Raw genomic sequence first — 17,366 nt, 5'->3', positions numbered from 1 at the left:
CGGGTGCGGTTGACAGCTCACCGCTCACCGAGGGTGCCCGGGGGAATCGCGGAGGGACCGGAGCCGTTGACCCTGGCGTGTGGGACAGCATCGTCATCGGAGCCGGGCAGGCCGGCCTGTCGACCTCGTTCCACCTGAGCCGGCTCGGCGTGCGCCACCTCGTCCTCGACGCGAATCCTCGCGCGGGCGGGGCGTGGCAGCACCGGTGGGACGCCCTCACGATGGCCGACGTCCACGGGGTCGCCGACCTGCCGGACGACCCGGTGCCGCCGGCCAGCGGCTCCGAGCGTGCCAACGACTTCGTGCCGGGCTACTTCAGCGACTACGAGACCCACCACGACCTGCCCGTCGTGCGCCCGGTGGTGGTGAGGTCCGTGCGCGACGAGGACGGCGTGCTCCGCGTGGAGGCCGAGGACGGCCGCACGTGGCACACCCGCACGCTCGTGAACGCCACCGGCACCTGGCGTCGCCCGTTCGTGCCGCGCTACCCGGGACAGGAGTCGTTCAGGGGCCGCCAGCTGCACACCGCAGGCTTCGGCGATCCGGAGGACTTCCGCGGGAAGCGCGTGCTCGTGGTCGGCGGTGGCGCGTCGGCCGTGCAGTTCCTCGGCCTGCTGCGCCCCCTCACCGACACCCTCTGGGTCACGCGACGCGAGCCGGTCTGGCGCACGGACGAGTTCGACCAGGAGGCGGGCCGCACGGCCGTCGCGATGGTCGAGGAGCGAGTGCGTCGCGGACTGCCGCCGCGCAGCGTCGTCAGCGTCACCGGGCTCATGCTGCGGCCCCAGGAGCAGGAGGCCGCGCGCCTCGGCGCCTACGAGCGCCTGCCGATGTTCGAGCGGATCGAGCCCGACGGCGTGCGCTGGGCCGACGGCACGTTCGAGCCCGTCGACGTCATCCTGTGGGCGACGGGCTTCCGGCCCGACGTCGACCACTTGCGACCGCTGAGGCTGCGTTCGCCGCTCGGCGGCATCCAGCTGGGGGACACGACGGCGACCTCGACGACCTCCGTCGCGGACCCGCGCGTGCAGTTGGTCGGATACGGCCCCTCGGCCTCGACGATCGGCGCGAACCGAGCCGGCCGCGTGGCCGCCCGCGCGGTGCAGCGGGCGCTGGAGCAGGCCTCCGCTCAGGCCAGCTGACGCTCGAGGACCAGGTCGTCCTCGGTGTGCGCGCCGACGACGAAGCGGCGCTCGCCGACGACCTCGAAGCCCTGCTTGGCGTAGAAGCGCTGGGCCCGGGCGTTGCGGCCGTTCACCCCCAGCCACACGCTGGCCGCGCCCGCGGCGCGCGCCGACTCGACGACGGCCTCCATCAGCCGCGCGGCGACGCCGGTGCCGTGCGCGGTCGGGTCGGCGTAGCACTTGCTGAGCTCCACCGTGGGCCGCAGCCGCACGAGCGAGGCCAGGTGATCGTCGTAGGGCTCGCGCGCGAACGTCAGCGTGTAGCCGGTCAGGACGCCGTCGTCCTCGGCCACCAGGACCTCGGCGACCTCGTGCGCGAGGTACTGCGCGAACCGCTCGAGCGACAGATGCTCGGCGACGAACGCGGTCATGCTCGCCTCGGGCATGTCGGGCGGGCAGGCGAGCGGGAACGTGCGCGCGGCCAGGTCGGCCAGGGCGGGCAGGTCGGCTTCCGTGGCGGGTCGAACGGTCACCGGATGATTCTCACAGGCGACCGTGCGGGAGAATCGTCGGCATGCGCGCCACGGGGATCGGATCCATGCCCGGCGAGGAGCTCGCTCCCGTCGCGCGGCACGTGATCGACACCTTCGGCGACGACGGGATCGTCTTCGTCCCCGAGCTGCCCGACCGCGGCGCGCCGTCGGCGATGCTCGGCCGCACGCTCGGGCTCGTGCCGCTGCCGATCGACCTGCAGCCCGCCGGCTGGCGACTCGCGCCGGGGGAGGGCATGGACCAGCGTCGCGCCCGCTCGGCGCTGCGGGCCGACCTCGACCTGCTCGAGGAGCTGCTCGCCGAGCACGATGCCGCGGTCAAGCAGCAGGTCACCGGTCCGCTGACGCTCGCCGCCATGGTCGAGCGGCCGCGCGGCGACAAGGTGCTCTCCGACCACGGGGCGCGACGCGAGCTGGCGGAGGCGCTGGGCGAGGGCGTCCGCGATCACGTGCGCGAGCTGCGCCGGCGGTTCAGCGGCGAGCTCACCGTCCAGGTGGACGAGCCCGCGATCACCGCCGTGCTGGGCGGCAAGGTGCCGACCGCGAGTGGCTTCGGACGGCACCGATCGGTCGACGCGCCGCTCGCCGACGCGCTGCTGCGGCCCGTCGTCCGGGCGATCGTGGACGAGGGTGCGCGGCCCGTCGTGCACTCGTGCGCGCCCGACGTGCCCGTCGCGCTGCTGGCCGGCGCGGGCTTCGAGGCGATCGCGTTCGACGTGTCGCTGGCCCGGCCGTCGGACGAGTGGGCGCAGGCCTTCGAGTCCGGCACCGACCTGTGGTTCGGCGGGGCCGACGCGGCTCGGGTCGAGGACTTCATGGGACGGCTCGGGTTCGCGGCGGAGTCGTTCGCCGCGCGCGGCGCGGTGACCCCCGCCTGCGGCCTCGCGGGCCGCTCGCCCGCCGACGCCCGCCGCGCCCTCGAGCTCGCCGCCACCGCCGCCCGCTCCTTGACCTGACTGCCCCCGCCGAGATTTGCTCCAGTTTCTACCTTTCAACCGGTCTGAAAGGTGGAAATGGGAGCAAATCTCGGTAGGGGCCGAGAGCTCAGTCGGCCTTGCGGAGCAGCCGGAGCGTCTCGCGCTCGATCGCGTTGCGGCGCTCGAGCTCGTCGATCTCCTGCTCGAAGGACTGCCGCGGGATGACGGTGCCGGACTCGTAGAGGCTCACCAGGCGCGGATCGACGTAGGAGCTGCGCACCACCGAGGGCGTGTTGCCGAGCGCCAGCGCGACCTCGGTCATCGCCGAGCGCACCGCCCGGGCCCGCGACGCCTTCGTGTCACCGGGCTCGTCGGACAGCGCCAGCACCTCGGCCGCGAGCACGGTGGCGGCCCACGTGCGCAGGTCCTTCGCGCTGATGTCGAGGCCGGTCTGCTCGCGCAGGTACTCGTTGACGTCGGAGGAGTCCAGCGCGTAGCGCGCCCGGTTGGCGCGGTACTCGAGCAGTCGAGGCCCGCCGCCGCGCCGCCGCCGCATCCGGTTCACGGCGTCCACGACCGGCGCGTCCTCGAGCACCACCTGGTGCTCCACGCCGGACTTGCCGATGAACCTGAACACGAGCGTCTCGCCCTTGGCGCGCACGTGGCGCCGCTCCAGCGTGGTCAGCCCGAAGCTGCCCTGGCGGGCGTAGACGTCGTTGCCGACGCGGAACGAGCCCGAGTCCAGCAGGCGCACCGCCACCGCGGCCGCGTGCTCGCGCGACGAGTCGGTCGCGGTGATGTGGTCGGTCACGAGCGCGCGCAGCTTCGGCAGCTCCTGGGCGATCTGGCTGACCCGGTCGAACTTCTCCAGGTTCCGCTGGCGCACCCATTCGGGGTGGTAGAGGTACTGCGTCCGCCCGGCCTCGTCCACGCCGGTGGCCTGCAGGTGACCGTTCTCCCACGGGCTGATCCAGACGTCGGTCCACGCGGGCGGGATCACCAGGGCCTCGATGCGCTCGCGCTCCTCGCCGGTGATCGTGGCGCCGAGCTCGTCGAGGTAGGTCCACCCGCGCCCGGCACGCCGCCGCGTCCAGCCCCGGGTGCGGGTCGTCACGCGGCGAAGTCTCATGTTCCGCACCTTAGGTCGCTCGCGGCGCGCGGCAACTCGGCCGCACGCGCGCACCGGCGTGGCAGTGTCCGACGCTCGCACTAGGCTCGGCGACATGGCGGAAACACGTGCGACGGCGGTCCCCGACGACGATCCCGGCGCGGCGGGTGCGCGCACGGAGGCGGCCGAGCTCACCGAGCAGATCGAGCGTGCACGGGACGCCTACTACGGCCAGGACACGTCGCTCGTCGACGACGCCACGTACGACGGCTGGATGCACCGGCTGGAGGAGCTCGAGCGGCTCCACCCCGAGCTGCAGGGGCAGGACTCGCCCACGCTGAACGTCGGCGCGGCCACGGGCGCCACGGCGCTGCCGCCGATCCAGCACGCCGAGCGGATGCTCAGCCTCGACAACGTCTTCTCGCCCGAGGACCTGCGCGAATGGTGCGCCAAGACCGAGCGCGCGGCGGGCCGCCAGGTCCGCTGGCTCACCGAGGCCAAGATCGACGGCCTCGCGATCAACCTGCGCTACGAGGACGGCGTGCTGGTCTCGGCCGCCACGCGCGGCGACGGGCGGGTCGGCGAGGACGTCACGGTCAACGCGCTGAAGGTCCGCGGCATCCCCGAGCGACTCGACGGCGAGGGCCACCCGCCGCTCGTCGAGGTCCGCGGCGAGGTCTTCATCGGCATCGCCGAGTTCGAGCGGCTCAACGCGTTCCAGGCCGACCTGCGCGATCGCGCCGTCGCCGAGTCCACGAGCCGCGGCGTCAGCGAGGAGCGCGCCACCGCCAGTGCGGCCCGCCGCTTCCCGGCCTTCGCCAACCCGCGCAACGCCGCCAGCGGCGGCCTGCGCCAGCAGCTCGACAAGAAGTCGGGCCTCGAGCTCGAGGCCGGCCACGAGCGCATCGCGGTGCTCAACCTCTACGTCCACGGCATCGGTGCCTGGGAGCGCCCGCCGGTCGCCGCCCAGAGCGAGGTCTACGACCTGCTGCAGGGCTGGGGCCTGCCCACCAGCCCGAACACGCGCGTCCTCGACGACGTCGACGCCGTGGTGGCGCGCATGGAGGAGCTGGGCGGTCAGCGGCACTCGCTCCAGCACGAGATCGACGGCCTCGTCGTCAAGGTCGACGAGCTCGCCCTGCACCCCGAGCTCGGCGAGACCAGCCGCGCGCCGCGGTGGGCGATCGCCTACAAGTACCCGCCCGAGGAGGTCCAGACCCGGCTGCTCGACATCGTCGTGTCGGTCGGCCGCACGGGCCGCGCCACGCCGTACGCGCAGATGGAGCCGGTCCGGGTGGCCGGCAGCGTCGTCCGCCAGGCCACCCTCCACAACCAGGACGTCGTGAAGGCCAAGGGCGTGCTGATCGGCGACACCGTCGTCCTGCGCAAGGCCGGCGACGTGATCCCCGAGGTCCTCGGTCCGGTCGTCGAGCGCCGCGACGGCAGCGAGCGCGCGTTCGTCATGCCTGAGGGCTGCCCCGAGTGCGGCACGCCGCTGCGGGCGATGAAGGAGGGCGACAAGGACCTCCGCTGCCCCAACGCCCGCACCTGCCCGGCGCAGGTGCGCGGACGCGTCGAGCACGTCGGCTCGCGCGGCGCCCTCGACATCGAGGCGCTCGGCGAGGTCACGGCCGCCGCGCTCACCCAGGGCAAGGGCGCTCCGCTCGACTCCGAGGCCGGGCTGTTCTCCCTCACGATCGACCAGCTCGTCCCGATCGAGGTCGAGGTCCGCGACGCCGAGACCGGCGAGCCGAAGCTCGACGAGAAGACCGGCGAGCCCGTGGTCCGCACGCCGTTCCGGGTCAAGACGGGAGATCCGTCCAAGCAGGCCCAGGTGCTGCTCGACGAGCTCGAGAAGGCCAAGACCAAGGACTTCTGGCGCCAGCTGGTGTCGCTCAACATCCGCCACGTCGGCCCGGTCGCGGCGAGGGCACTGGCGCAGTGGTTCGGGTCGATCGAGGCGATTCGGGCGGCCACGCGTGAGGAGCTCGCGGCGGTCGAGGGAGTCGGTGGGATCATCGCCGACTCGGTCACCGACTGGTTCGAGGTCGACTGGCACCGCGAGATCGTCGACCAGTGGCAGGCCGCCGGTGTGCGCTTCGCGATCCCCGACCACCCGGGCCCCGGCGCCGCGTCCACGGCCGGGGGAGTGCTCGACGGGCTCACGGTCGTCGTCACCGGCGGGCTCGAGGGCTTCACGCGTGACTCGGTCAAGGAGGCGATCATCGCCGCCGGCGGCAAGCCGGCCGGCTCGGTGAGCAAGAAGACCGACTACGTCGTCGTGGGCGAGAACGCGGGCTCGAAGGCCGACAAGGCCGAGGAGCTCGGCGTCCCGATCCTCGACGAGGCGGGCTTCGTCAAGCTGCTCGCGGGCGGCCCCGACGCGCTGGCGTGAGTCAGCCCAGCACGTCGTCGGCGGCGTCCGCGATCGCCTGCGCCACGGCCGGCCTCTCGTAGGCCTTCCGGTGCACGGCGAGGTCGGACGAGCCGTCGTTCGCGCACACGGTGTCACCGGTGACGCAGGCCTCCACGGTTCGCGCGGACAGGTCGCCGAGGTCCGGGCCGGGGCCGAGCCGGCCACCGGCCGACGGCACGCCACCGGGCAGCTCCACGTGGTGGAACGGCGACGACGGGTCGCGCAACGGGCTGCCCACCAGCACCAGCGCGTCCACGTCGCGCGCCAGCCCCGGCTCGGCCGCCAGCGCCTCGCGGGCGATCTGCGAACCCTGGCTGAAGCCGATCACGGCGACCCGGGTGTCAGGGCACTCGGCGGCGAGCGACCGCAGCCGCTCGCCCAGCAGCTCGCGCCCTTCGGCGACGTCCGTGACGTAGTCGTCCCAGCTCCTGAGGCCGCTCTCGTGCCGGATCGCCGTCGTCCGCACGGTGCCGGTCGACGCGAGATCGTCGGCGAGGGCCGTCGCGATCTCGTCCACCTCGGCACCGAGGCCGCGATGCGCGTCGAGCGACTGGCCCTGCCCGCGGATGCCGACGATCTCGATGACGGGACAGCTCGACGCCTGCTCGCGCTCATCGGTCGGACTGCTCTGGCATCCCGTGAGCAGCGCGCATCCCATGGCGAGCGCCGCGGTCCGAGGGAGCATGGACGTCATCCTCGCCCATCGCCGCCGCTGACGGGCGCGTACGGTGAAGCCAGTCGTGACCGCATCTCGGGGAGGGGTGCTGATGCATCGTCTGCGCGCCTTGGCCGCCTCGTTGGTCCTCGTGCTGCCGCTGGCAGGGTGCTGGGGAGGTGACGATGACCCCACGCCGACTCCCGAGCTCACCGCCCCGACGAAGACGCCGGCGGCGAGTGAGGGGTGGAACCAGCTACTCAGGCCCGAGCGTCCTCGAGATGTGAAGTCCGAGGAGGGCCTGCGCGCCTACGTCGACTATCTCGTGGCGGTGCCGACGTACGCCTTCGCCGCGCAGGATCCCTCCTCGCTCGCGGACCTCGGCGACGCGGAGTCGTGCCACCTGTGCGTCCTGGCGGGCGACGTCGGTGCGTTCTACGCCCAAGAGATCCACCTCTACGAGGAGCGGCCCACGGTGCGGATCATGTCGCTCGAGAATCCGAGCGAGAACAGGTTCGTCGTGGAGGCCGAGATCCACTCCCCGCCCTCACGACGGTTCGACCCGCGGAGCGGTGAGCTCAGGGGTGAGGAGCCGGCGCACACGTCCGGCGTCCGGTTCGAGGTCGAGTGGGTCGAGGGCCGCTGGGAGCTGACCTACCACCGGGCGTCCTGAGTGCTGGCGGTCCGATGTCGTCACTAGGATGGAAGGCATGTCGTCACCCGAGATCTCCCGCGACGACGTCGCCCATCTGGCGAGCCTCGCGCGGATCGAACTGTCCGAGTCCGAGCTCGATCGCCTGGGGGCCGAGCTCCCCGCGATCCTCGACTACGTCCAGGTCGTTCAGCAGGCCGCCGGCGACGACGTCCCGGCCATGAGTCACCCCGTGCCGGTGACCAACGTATTCCGTCCCGACGAGGTGACGCCGAGCCTGACGCCCGACGAGGCGCTCGCCGGTGCCCCCGCCAGTGAGGAACAGCGCTTCCTCGTCCCGCAGATCCTGGGAGAAGAATGAGCGACCTGACCCGTTCCACCGCCGCTGACCTCGCGGCGGCGCTCGCCGAGGGCTCCGTCACCTCCGTCGAGGTCACGCAGCAGCACCTCGACCGGATCGCCGCGGTCGACGGCGAGATCCACGCCTACCTGCACGTCGACGCCGAGGGCGCGCTCGCCGCGGCCGCCGACGTCGACCGCCGCCGCGACGCGGGGGAGTCCCTGCACCACCTGGCCGGCGTGCCGATCGCGGTCAAGGACGTCCTGACCACCACGGGCCTGCCCACCACGTGCGGCTCGAGGATGCTCGAGGGCTGGATCCCGCCGTACGACGCCACGGTCGTCTCGCGACTCAAGGCCGCGGGCCTGCCGATCCTGGGCAAGACCAACATGGACGAGTTCGCGATGGGCTCCTCCACCGAGCACTCGGCCTACGGCCCCACCCGCAACCCGTGGGACACCGACCGGATCCCCGGCGGCTCCGGCGGCGGCTCGGCGGCCGCGGTGGCCGCGTTCGAGGCGCCTCTCGCCGTGGGCACCGACACCGGCGGCTCGATCCGTCAGCCCGGCGCCGTCACCGGGACCGTCGGCGTGAAGCCCACGTACGGCGGTGTCTCCCGGTACGGGCTCGTCGCGATGGCCAGCAGCCTCGACCAGGCCGGCCCGGTCACCCGCACCGTCCTCGACGCAGCGCTGCTGCACGAGGTGATGGCCGGACACGACCCCCGCGACTCCACCAGCCTCGACGTCCCGGTGCCGCCGGTGGTCGAGGCCGCCCGCCGCGCCGACGTCTCGGGCCTGCGGGTCGGCGTCATCCGCGAGCTCGGCGGCGAGGGCTTCCAGCCCGGCGTGCGCCAGCGCTTCGAGGAGTCGATCGAGCTCCTCGCGAAGGCCGGCGCCGAGATCGTCGAGGTCTCGTGCCCGAGCTTCGCGCACGGCCTGGCCGCCTACTACCTGGTGATGCCGAGCGAGGTCAGCAGCAACCTCGCCAAGTTCGACGCCATGCGGTACGGCCTGCGCGTCTCGCCCGACGGCGTCGAGGTGCCCAGCGCCGAGCAGGTCATGGCCGCCTCGCGCGACGCGGGCTTCGGCGACGAGGTCAAGCGCCGCATCATCCTGGGCACCTACGCCCTCTCGAGCGGCTACTACGACGCGTACTACGGCTCGGCCCAGAAGGTGCGCACACTGATCGCGCGCGATTTCGAGGCCGCGTTCGAGCAGGTCGACGTCCTCGCCTCGCCCACGTCGCCCGCCGTCGCGTGGCGCCTGGGGGAGAAGCTCGACGACCCGCTGGCCATGTATGCCCAGGACATCGCGACGATCCCGGCCAACCTCGCCGGCGTGCCCGGCATCTCGCTGCCGATCGGCCTGTCCGAAGGCCTGCCGGTGGGCCTGCAGTTCCTCGCCCCCGCGATGGCCGACGACCGCCTGTACAACGCGGGTGCCGCCGTGGAGCGCCTCGTCGCCGAGCGCGACGGCAGCCCCTTCGCCGCACTCGCCCCCGAGCTGGAGGCCGCCCGATGAGCACCACCGACACGAAGCTCGTCCCGCTCGAGGACGCCCTGACCCGGTACCAGCCCGTGATGGGCCTGGAGATCCACGTCGAGCTCAACACGGCGTCGAAGATGTTCTGCGGCTGCTCCACGGCGTTCGGCGCCGAGCCGAACACGCAGATCTGCCCCGTGTGCCTGGGCCTGCCGGGCGCCCTGCCGGTGGTGAACGCGAAGGCCGTCGAGTCAGCGATCCGGATGGGTCTGGCGCTCAACTGCGAGATCGCCGAGTGGTGCCGCTTCGCGCGGAAGAACTACTTCTACCCGGACATGCCGAAGAACTTCCAGACGTCGCAGTACGACGAGCCGATCGCCTTCGACGGGTGGACCGATGTCACTGTGCCTTCCGAGGACGGGGGCGAGGGCGAGACCTTCCGCATCCAGATCGAGCGTGCGCACATGGAGGAGGACACGGGCAAGTCGCTGCACGTCGGCGGCAGCACGGGTCGCATCCACGGCGCCGACTACTCGCTGCTGGACTACAACCGCGCCGGCATCCCCCTGATCGAGATCGTCACCCGCACGATCGAGGTCCCCGGCGACAAGGCGCCCGCGGTCGCGCGCGCGTTCGTCAACCAGGTCCGCGACCTCATGGTCGCCCTCGGCGTCTCGGACGCCCGCATGGACCAGGGCTCGATGCGCGCCGACGTCAACCTGTCGCTGAAGCCGCTGGGCTCCGACCAGCTCGGCACCCGCTCGGAGACCAAGAACGTCAACTCGTTCCGCTCGGTGGAGCGCGCCGTCCGCTACGAGATCAGCCGGCACGCCGGGATCCTCGACGCGGGTGGCTCGATCCTGCAGGAGACGCGTCACTTCCACGAGTCCGACGGCACCACGTCGGCCGGCCGCCCGAAGTCCGACGCCGACGACTACCGCTACTTCCCCGAGCCCGACCTGGCGCCCGTCGCCCCGTCGCGCGAGTGGGTCGAGGAGCTGCGCGGCACGCTGCCCGAGCCGCCGTCGGAGCGCCGCAAGCGCCTGCAGTCCGAGTGGGGCTTCAGCGATCTCGACATGCGCGACACGGTGGGCGCGGGTGCGCTCGACCTCGTCGTCGAGACCGTGGCCGCGGGCGCCTCGCCGCAGGTCGCCAAGAAGTGGTGGCTCGGCGAGCTGGCCCGCACGGCCAACGAGCAGGGCACCGACGTCAGCGCGCTGGCGATCACCCCGGCCCAGGTCGCCCAGATCCAGGGCCTGATCGACGCCGGCCGGATCAACGACAAGCTGGCCCGCCAGGTCTTCGAGGGGGTGCTGGCCGGCGAGGGTGAGCCCGAGGCGGTCGTGGCCTCCCGCGGCCTCGAGGTGGTCTCGGACGACGGCGCGCTCGGCGAGGCCGTCGACCGAGCGATCGCGAACGACCCCGACGCCGCGCAGAAGATCCGCGACGGCAAGCAGGCCGCCGCCGGAGCGCTGATCGGCTTCGTCATGAAGGAGATGCGCGGCCAGGCCGACGCCGGCCGCGTGCGCGAGCTGATCCTCGAGAAGCTCTCCTGACGCACGACGAAACGCCCCCGTACTGAGTCTTCCCTCAGTGCGGGGGCGTCGTCGTACCGTCGAAGGCAGGACCACCACCGCCGGAGGCGACCATGAGCGTCAAGGAACTGCCACCCGTCCACGACTGCGCGGTCGAGGGCTGCTCGTACAACGCGGACCACGAGTGCCACGCAGGGGCCATCAACATCACGGGGACCGAGGCCGGCTGCGGCACGTTCATCGACATCAGCGTCTCCGGTGGCCTGCCCACCGCGACCGCGATGGTCGGCGCCTGTCACCGCACCGACTGCACCCACAACGACCATCTCGAGTGCCACGCGGACTCGATCCGGGTCGGGCCGGGCGCCGACGCCGCGGACTGCCTGACCTACCAGGTGGCGTAGCCGCTCCTCGAGAGGCGGTCTCCCGGTCGTGGTGCGAGGGTCGAGGCATGACCTCACGCGACCAGACCGAGACCGTCACCAAGATCATGCGCGACACCAGGATCGCGGTCCTGACGTACGTCTCGCAGGAGGGCCTCCTCGTGTCCACGCCGATGGGCGTGCAGGACTTCGACCACCCCGGCACGACGTGGTTCCTCACCGAGCGCAGCAGCGAGAAGGTGCAGGCCCTGGAGGCAGACCCGCGCGTGAACGTGGCCTACGCCAGCGACGCCGGCTGGGTCTCCCTCAGCGGCACCGCGCACGTCGAGCAGAACCGCGGCAAGGTCGAGGACCTCTGGGACGCGTCCTCCGGTGCCTTCATGTCCGGTGGCCCCGAGGACCCCGACAACATCGCCCTGCGCATCGACGCCACCACGGCGGAGTACTGGGAGTCCCCGGGCAAGGTCACGGCGGCCGTCCAGTTCGTGAAGGGTCTCGTCACCGACTCCCAGCCCGACCTCGGCGACAACGACACCGTTCAGCTCTGAGCCAAGTCGCCTACTCGAGCACGGCGCACGCGCGCCGCGCCGGGACTCCGTGGCTCAGCGCTCCGAGCAGGTGCTCCTCGACGTCGAGGTCCAACGTGACGCCCTCGTCCGCGAGCGCCTCGCGGAACGCGGCATCGCGGAGCTCCGGCGGCTGACGGAGGGCCTGCTGATAAGCCGCCCGGGCCGCGTTGGCGTCCGGGTGCCGCGTGAGCCGCTCGAGGACCCGGTCGACGAGGTGCTCCACGAACGCCGAGATCACGGTCGCCTCTTCGACCCGGCCCAGATCTCCAGCACCAGGATGGCGAGGAAGTAGAGACCCAGCGCCGCGAGCAGGGCGGCGTCCCACGGCCAGACGCCGCTGGAGAGCGGACCGAGAGTCATCAGGATGCTGAACAGCGCGAACATCCCGATCGCGACGAGGCCACCGATGTTCGACGCCCCGCGGGGAGCCTGCCACAGGCGGACACCACACCAGATCCCGAACGCGACGAGTCCGAGGCCGACGACTGAGCTGACCGTGGACAGCGCCGCGTAGATCCAGCTCCACGAGGCACCTTCCTCGCTCAGCGGCATGACGAGCGAGGAGCCGAAGAAGACGAGGACGAAACTCAGGGCCGTCAGCTCGGCAGTCGTATACGTGGCCCGGCGCACGAGCGTGATCGTATCGCTCGTCCGCTGGCGATCCGGTCATCACGAGAGCATCGCGCGGCCCGTACCGCTCAGTCCCCGTGGTGCTCCTGCCACAGCACCTCCGGGGAGCGGCCGTGCCGGGTCGCGTAGGCCGCCACCATCTCGTCGTTCACGTCCTCGCCGGCCTGAAGCCGCACCAGGAAGGGCACGAGCCAGTGCAGCTCGGCCACGTCGAACTCCGTCGCGAACATCGGGTTCAGTCCGGTCCGCTGCTCATCGAGGACACGAGCCAGCGCGATCTGTCCTCCTGCGTTCGCGGCATGCGGCCCGATGGAGAAGGACAGGCGCGAGCTCGCCCCGTCGGGGTGAACGGCGACCTCCACCGGGTGCGGATAGTGGCCGTGCTCGGTGCGCGCCATGACGAAGAACGGCAGCTGGCGGTCCCGGCTCCTCTTCCTGGCCATCCCGAAAGCGTACGGGCGGCGGGCTCGATTTCGAGGAACTGGCCGCTGGCGCCAGTCCTCGTGGGAGAGTGCACGACATGCGTGTGGATCGCCCGGTGGCGTACCGGTGGGTCGGTGCCGAGGCGATCGTCCTGCTGCTCGGCTCAGCGCTGTTCGCCGCCGGCTACTGGTGGACCCACCCGACTGTTCTCGCCCAGGGAGGGCAGGAGGGCGAGAGCCTGACTGTGGGCCAGACTCACGTCATCTCCGTCGTGGATCACCTGAGTGGAGTGGACGAGACGGTCAAGGTCCTCGACATCGCGCCACGCGTCGTCCGGGACGAGACCGCTGCGCGCTTCGGGTTCCTGACGTGCGTGCTCAAGGATGCGAATGGTGGTCTCGGCTCCGGGGAGGAGCGGGACATCGCCGATTTCTGCGCCACGACGGGGCCCACGGCCAGAAGGACGTTCGGGCAGGACGGCCGGCGATCACAGATCCTGATGACGGTGACCGCCACGAGGCCTGGACGGCTGACGATCGATGGTGCTGACGTCACGTACCGGCGCTCGGGTCGACACCTCTGCCAGACCGGAACGCAGGCGGCGGGGTCCCTCGTGGAGATGACAGCCCGGTAGCGCGAGGGGCCGCCGCTGGATTGACCCTGTTTCGCCACATTCGCAGAACGATCATGGGACGCTCGTTCGATGACCGAGGGTCCCCGCGCCGGCTGGTATGCCGATGACCAGGGTGAGCTGCGCTACTGGGACGGGTCCGCGTGGACCAACTACACCGCGCGGAACTATCCGTACGCCTTGAACGCCTACCAGTCGTCCGCGGGCTTCACGGCCGACACTCACCGCGTCAGCAAGCCGTGGCTTCGCAGGTGGGAGCTCTGGCTGGTCGCAGGATGCGTGGCCGTCATGGGGATCGTGGCGGTCGGTGCCGCGGCCACGTCGGAGACCAACGACACCGTGACGAGCGAGCCGGTCCATGCGACAGAGCCCGCCCGGACGGTCGACCAGTCGCCGGCCGACGTCGAGCCGTCACCGACGACCGAGCCGTCCACGACGCCCGAACCGACCGACGAGCCCGTCGTCATGCTGTTCATCACGGACCAGAAGGACGGCGACTCCTGGGTGGGATCCGACGGCAACGAGTACCGCCTGGGACTCGTCAACACGCCGGAGCGCAATGAGCAGTGCGGACCGGAGGCCACCGCGTTCACGCGAAAGGTCCTGCGCAACGGGTACTCGGTGAACGCGTATGCCGAGGACACGCACGGCCGCCTGGTCGCTGAGGTGCGGGACGCGAAGGGCAGGTCGCTGAACGTCATGCTCGCGCGGCGCGGGCTCGGCGACGACCGCTACCTCGAGGAGTTCCGTCACGAGAACCCCGAGCTCGGTCGTCGACTCGACCGTGCCTTCGCCTCGGCCTCGGTACCGGCGTGTCGGAAGGCTGCGAAGCCCGTCCCACTGGTTCCGCAGCCTCCCAAGGCGAAGACACCTGACAAGGACTGCATGGCCGGGTACTCGCCCTGCCTGCCGATCGTCGCGGACCTCGACTGCGGAGAGATCGGTCACCCCGTCACAGTGACGGGCAGCGACCCGTACCGGCTCGACAGGGACGGTGACGGAACCGGGTGCGACTAGGCGGATGTCGACGCTTCACCCGCCACGGCGTCCTGGGGTTCGACCCTCATGCGCTGGACCAGGGGTCCCGCGAACTCGTAGACGTGCGTCGTCTCGGAGCGCTCCAGGACGGTCCCGGCGGGGTCGCGGACGACCAGGCGGACACGTGCCTCGACGGTGCCGTCGGGACGCTCGGCGATGTGTCGGACGACGGTCATCGGGCGGATCTCCTCCCACTGGCGCTGCCAGTACGCCCTCACCTCGTCGCGACCCGTCAGCCGCCCACCGCGCCAGCCGTTCGGCCACTCGACGCTCGGTGCCATCGCCGCCAGCACGGCATCGAGGTCGCGGTCGTTGAACGACTGGTACAGGGCGCGGACGCGGTCCGCGCGTTCGGTGGTCATGCGTCCATCATGGACGGCTCAGTCCCGGGTGCGGCGCGCGTTCGTGCGGCGGGTCGCCGGGGCGGTGCGCGGGTCGTCGGGCCAGGAGTGCTTGGGGTACCGGCCGCGGAGGTCGGCGCGGACTCCCGGGTAGCCGTTGTCCCAGAACGAGTCGAGGTCGGCCGTGACGGCGGCCGGACGTCGGGCGGGGGAGAGCAGGTGCAGCAGGAGCGGCACCCTGCCGTCCGCGAGGGCCGGCGCCGAGTCCCAGCCGAAGACCTCCTGCAGCCGGACGGCGAGCACCGGCTGCTCCTGGGAGTAGTCGATCCGCACGATCGAGCCGCTCGGGACCTCCACGCGCTCCGGCGCCAGCGCGTCCAGCCGCGCCGCCTCGGGCCACGGCAACAGCGCCCGCAGTGCGGCCACGACGTCGATGCGGCGAAGGTCGCGGGCCGAGCGGACTCGCGCCAGCTGCGGACCCAGCCACGACTGAAGGTTCTGCGTCAGCGCCTCGTCGCTCACGTCGGGCCACGGGTCGCCCATCGCGCGGTGCAGGAAGTCGAGCCGAGCGCGCAGCGCGGTGGCCGCCTCCGACCAGGTGAGGAGATCGATGCCCTCGCTCGCCACGGCCTCCCGGATCGCCTCGGTCACGGCCTCCACCGGAGGGTCGCTGATCGGCACGGAGCTCAGCTCGATCGCGCCGAGCAGCGTGCGGCGGCGAGCCACGACGCGTCCGTCGGTCCAGCCGACCTCGTCGACCTCGGTCCACGACGAGCCTGCGGCCTCGAGCGCCAGGTCCTCCGTGAGCGGAGCCGCCGAGCGGATCCGGGCCTCACGCTGCCCGGACCGTCGCTCCGCGTCACCGACCGCGAGCCACTCCAGGCCGGCGAGCGGTCCGGGGTCGCGCGGATCGAGGGCCGCACCCGTGCCGGACGTCATGAGGTAGCTCGAGCCGCCGGAGCGCTTGCGCGCGATGCGGTCCGGGTGCGCGAGGGCGACCACGAGCCCGACCGCGACGTCGTCCGTCAGCGCGGGGACGTTGTCCCTCTGTCCGACCTGTTCCTTCACCACGGACTCCAAGCGCGTGACCTGGCTGCGCCAGGCGCCGGACCGCTGTCCGGAGCGCAGTGATCTGAGCGCCGCGACGAGATCGCCTCCGGGAGCACGGACGTCCTCGCTGAGCATCGCGACCACCTCGGCAGCGCGCCTCGACCCGACGAGTGGGGCTCCGTCGATGAGGGCTCGCGCGAGCCGCGGGTCGACCGGGACGGCGGCCATGGCTCGACCCCGCGAGGTGGCTCTCCCGTCCTCCGTGACGGCGCCGAGCTCCACGAGCACCCGCCGGGCCGCCCCGAGGGCGTGCGGCGGGGGCTGGTCGAGGAGCGCCAGCTCTCGGACGTCATGGCTGCCCCAGCACGCCACCTCCAGCGTGAAGGCCGTCAGGTCGGCGGTGGCGATCTCGGGCTCCGGGTGCGCCGACAGGTGCGCGTTCTCCGCCTCGGACCAGCACCGCAGCACGGCACCCGGACCCAGGCGGCCGGCTCGTCCTGCTCGCTGGTCGGCCGCGGCCCGACTCACGGTGACGGTGACGAGGGAGGCCAGACCGCGGCGGTGGTCGGTCCGGGGCTCGCGCGAGAAGCCGGCGTCCACCACGACACGCACCCCGGGCACGGTCAGCGACGACTCGGCGACCGCCGTCGAGACGATGACGCGTCGACGTGGGCCCTCGCTCAGCGCTCGGTCCTGCTCGGCGCCGGACAGTCGTCCGTGCAGCGGGTGGACGTCCGCCTCCACCCCGCCGAGCCGACGGATGACCGCGTCGATCTCCGCGACCCCCGGGACGAAGACCAGGACGTCGCCCCCGTGCTCGGCGAGCGCGCGACGCACGGTCGCAGCGACGTGGTCGTGGAAGGCCGGCGTGATGCCCCGGTCGTCGGTGCGACGCGTCCCCGGCGGCATCGGACACCAGACGGTCTCGACCGGATGGAGCGCACCCGGAACGCTGATCACCGGGGCAGCCTCGCCGCCACCGATCAGCGCGGCCGTGCGCTCGGCCTCGATGGTGGCTGACATCGCGACGAGGGAGAGATCCTCGCGCAGGTTCGCGCGGACGTCCAGGAGCAGCGCGAGGGTCAGGTCGGCATCGAGGTGGCGCTCGTGCACCTCGTCGAGGATGACGGCGCCGACGCCGGCGAGCTCGGGATCGTGCTGGAGCCGCCGGAGCAGCAGTCCCGTCGTGACGACCTCGATGCGCGTGCTCCGGCTGGTCCGTCGCTCGCCACGCACCGAGTACCCGACCGTCTCGCCGACCGGCTCGCCCAGCAGGTGCGCCAGTCGCCGGGCGGCGGCACGCGCCGCAATGCGGCTGGGCTGCGTGACGACGACGCGCCCCGTGACGGACTGGGCCACGGCAGGCGGGACCAAGGTCGTCTTGCCCGTGCCGGGCGGCGCGTGCACCACCGCGAGGCCGCGGCTGCGAAGCGCCTCGTCGAGCGCCGGCAGGCCCGCGGCGACCGGGAGGTCGGGCGGTGCGGCGAGCAGCCTGCGCAGCGGGTCGGACACCCCAGCA

The 17,366-nt window shown here is 72.3% G+C and carries 19 protein-coding genes; 11 read left to right on the top strand and 8 right to left on the bottom strand.

All coding sequences use genetic code 11. The annotated features are described in order from the left end of the window. The first annotated feature begins 77 nt into the window (after positions 1 to 77). Positions 78 to 1,142 carry an NAD(P)-binding domain-containing protein gene (locus tag BJ975_RS09850; RefSeq protein ID WP_317628346.1) on the top strand — a complete coding sequence of 355 codons (1,065 nt, stop codon included), beginning with the start codon at positions 78 to 80 and terminating at the stop codon, positions 1,140 to 1,142. Here BJ975_RS09850 and BJ975_RS09845 read toward each other — a convergent pair. Further along, positions 1,130 to 1,657, bottom strand: coding sequence for a GNAT family N-acetyltransferase (locus tag BJ975_RS09845; protein ID WP_179425390.1), 528 nt, complete (start codon positions 1,655 to 1,657; stop codon positions 1,130 to 1,132). The two genes, BJ975_RS09850 and BJ975_RS09845, sit on opposite strands and share 13 nt — an antisense overlap. 41 nt (positions 1,658 to 1,698) lie before the next feature. On the opposite strand from BJ975_RS09845, the gene BJ975_RS09840 reads away from it, so the two are divergent. After that, positions 1,699 to 2,631 (top strand): uroporphyrinogen decarboxylase/cobalamine-independent methonine synthase family protein, encoded by a 933-nt coding sequence (locus BJ975_RS09840; protein ID WP_179425388.1) that lies wholly within the window; start codon positions 1,699 to 1,701, stop codon positions 2,629 to 2,631. A gap of 88 nt (positions 2,632 to 2,719) precedes the next feature. On the opposite strand, the gene BJ975_RS09835 is transcribed toward BJ975_RS09840, so the two are convergent. Beyond that, positions 2,720 to 3,721 carry a DNA topoisomerase IB gene (locus BJ975_RS09835; protein ID WP_179425386.1) on the bottom strand — a complete coding sequence of 334 codons (1,002 nt, stop codon included), beginning with the start codon at positions 3,719 to 3,721 and terminating at the stop codon, positions 2,720 to 2,722. Between the two features lie 94 nt (positions 3,722 to 3,815). Here BJ975_RS09835 and ligA point away from each other — a divergent pair, with 94 nt between their 5' ends. Continuing rightward, the gene (gene ligA / locus BJ975_RS09830; protein WP_179425384.1) at positions 3,816 to 6,095 is read left to right on the top strand and encodes an NAD-dependent DNA ligase LigA; all 2,280 of its coding nucleotides are present in this window, start codon (positions 3,816 to 3,818) and stop codon (positions 6,093 to 6,095) included. Position 6,096: 1 nt separating this feature from the next. Here the strand turns inward: ligA and BJ975_RS09825 are convergent, their stop codons facing one another. Beyond that, complete coding sequence (locus tag BJ975_RS09825) at positions 6,097 to 6,801, bottom strand: cutinase family protein (RefSeq protein WP_179425382.1); 705 nt, start codon at positions 6,799 to 6,801, stop codon at positions 6,097 to 6,099. 82 nt (positions 6,802 to 6,883) lie between these two features. On the opposite strand from BJ975_RS09825, the gene BJ975_RS09820 reads away from it, so the two are divergent. The 6 genes from BJ975_RS09820 (at position 6,884) to BJ975_RS09795 (ending at position 11,713) form a co-directional block, all read left to right on the top strand. Further along, the gene (locus tag BJ975_RS09820; protein WP_179425380.1) at positions 6,884 to 7,444 is read left to right on the top strand and encodes a hypothetical protein; all 561 of its coding nucleotides are present in this window, start codon (positions 6,884 to 6,886) and stop codon (positions 7,442 to 7,444) included. A 37-nt stretch (positions 7,445 to 7,481) separates the two neighbouring features. Beyond that, positions 7,482 to 7,784, top strand: a complete 303-nt coding sequence (gene gatC / locus BJ975_RS09815) for an Asp-tRNA(Asn)/Glu-tRNA(Gln) amidotransferase subunit GatC (RefSeq protein WP_179425378.1) — start codon at positions 7,482 to 7,484, stop codon at positions 7,782 to 7,784. Then, positions 7,781 to 9,286, top strand: coding sequence for an Asp-tRNA(Asn)/Glu-tRNA(Gln) amidotransferase subunit GatA (gene gatA, locus BJ975_RS09810; RefSeq protein ID WP_179425376.1), 1,506 nt, complete (start codon positions 7,781 to 7,783; stop codon positions 9,284 to 9,286). Before gatC ends, gatA begins: the two co-directional genes overlap by 4 nt. Further along, positions 9,283 to 10,803: an Asp-tRNA(Asn)/Glu-tRNA(Gln) amidotransferase subunit GatB gene (gene gatB, locus BJ975_RS09805; protein WP_179425374.1), complete on the top strand. Its 1,521-nt coding sequence runs from the start codon at positions 9,283 to 9,285 to the stop codon at positions 10,801 to 10,803. Before gatA ends, gatB begins: the two co-directional genes overlap by 4 nt. 92 nt (positions 10,804 to 10,895) lie before the next feature. Continuing rightward, positions 10,896 to 11,186 carry a DUF1540 domain-containing protein gene (locus BJ975_RS09800; protein ID WP_179425372.1) on the top strand — a complete coding sequence of 97 codons (291 nt, stop codon included), beginning with the start codon at positions 10,896 to 10,898 and terminating at the stop codon, positions 11,184 to 11,186. Positions 11,187 to 11,233: 47 nt separating this feature from the next. Next, positions 11,234 to 11,713 carry a pyridoxamine 5'-phosphate oxidase family protein gene (locus tag BJ975_RS09795; protein ID WP_179425370.1) on the top strand — a complete coding sequence of 160 codons (480 nt, stop codon included), beginning with the start codon at positions 11,234 to 11,236 and terminating at the stop codon, positions 11,711 to 11,713. A gap of 10 nt (positions 11,714 to 11,723) precedes the next feature. Here the strand turns inward: BJ975_RS09795 and BJ975_RS09790 are convergent, their stop codons facing one another. From BJ975_RS09790 to BJ975_RS09780, 3 genes are all read right to left on the bottom strand, one after another. After that, the gene (locus tag BJ975_RS09790) at positions 11,724 to 11,972 is read right to left on the bottom strand and encodes a hypothetical protein (protein ID WP_179425368.1); all 249 of its coding nucleotides are present in this window, start codon (positions 11,970 to 11,972) and stop codon (positions 11,724 to 11,726) included. Further along, positions 11,969 to 12,364, bottom strand: a complete 396-nt coding sequence (locus BJ975_RS09785) for a hypothetical protein (protein WP_179425366.1) — start codon at positions 12,362 to 12,364, stop codon at positions 11,969 to 11,971. The genes BJ975_RS09790 and BJ975_RS09785 overlap by 4 nt, the downstream gene beginning before the upstream one ends. Before the next feature lie 68 nt (positions 12,365 to 12,432). Next, positions 12,433 to 12,807, bottom strand: a complete 375-nt coding sequence (locus BJ975_RS09780) for a hypothetical protein (RefSeq protein ID WP_179425364.1) — start codon at positions 12,805 to 12,807, stop codon at positions 12,433 to 12,435. Between the two features lie 77 nt (positions 12,808 to 12,884). On the opposite strand from BJ975_RS09780, the gene BJ975_RS09775 reads away from it, so the two are divergent. Both BJ975_RS09775 and BJ975_RS09770 read left to right on the top strand, forming a co-directional pair. Further along, positions 12,885 to 13,421, top strand: a complete 537-nt coding sequence (locus BJ975_RS09775) for a hypothetical protein (protein ID WP_179425362.1) — start codon at positions 12,885 to 12,887, stop codon at positions 13,419 to 13,421. A gap of 69 nt (positions 13,422 to 13,490) precedes the next feature. After that, positions 13,491 to 14,435: a DUF2510 domain-containing protein gene (locus tag BJ975_RS09770; RefSeq protein ID WP_179425360.1), complete on the top strand. Its 945-nt coding sequence runs from the start codon at positions 13,491 to 13,493 to the stop codon at positions 14,433 to 14,435. Here BJ975_RS09770 and BJ975_RS09765 read toward each other — a convergent pair. Together BJ975_RS09765 and hrpB are read right to left on the bottom strand one after the other, a co-directional pair. Beyond that, positions 14,432 to 14,818, bottom strand: a complete 387-nt coding sequence (locus BJ975_RS09765) for a nuclear transport factor 2 family protein (RefSeq protein WP_179425358.1) — start codon at positions 14,816 to 14,818, stop codon at positions 14,432 to 14,434. The genes BJ975_RS09770 and BJ975_RS09765 overlap by 4 nt on opposite strands. 18 nt (positions 14,819 to 14,836) lie before the next feature. Then, positions 14,837 to 17,359: an ATP-dependent helicase HrpB gene (gene hrpB, locus BJ975_RS09760; RefSeq protein WP_317628347.1), complete on the bottom strand. Its 2,523-nt coding sequence runs from the start codon at positions 17,357 to 17,359 to the stop codon at positions 14,837 to 14,839. Between the last annotated feature and the right edge of the window lie 7 nt (positions 17,360 to 17,366).

This window comes from Aeromicrobium tamlense, from assembly GCF_013408555.1.
GTDB lineage: Bacteria > Actinomycetota > Actinomycetes > Propionibacteriales > Nocardioidaceae > Aeromicrobium > Aeromicrobium tamlense.
Note: the sequence above shows the minus strand (reverse complement) of the source record. Positions and strands in the feature narration are given on the sequence as shown.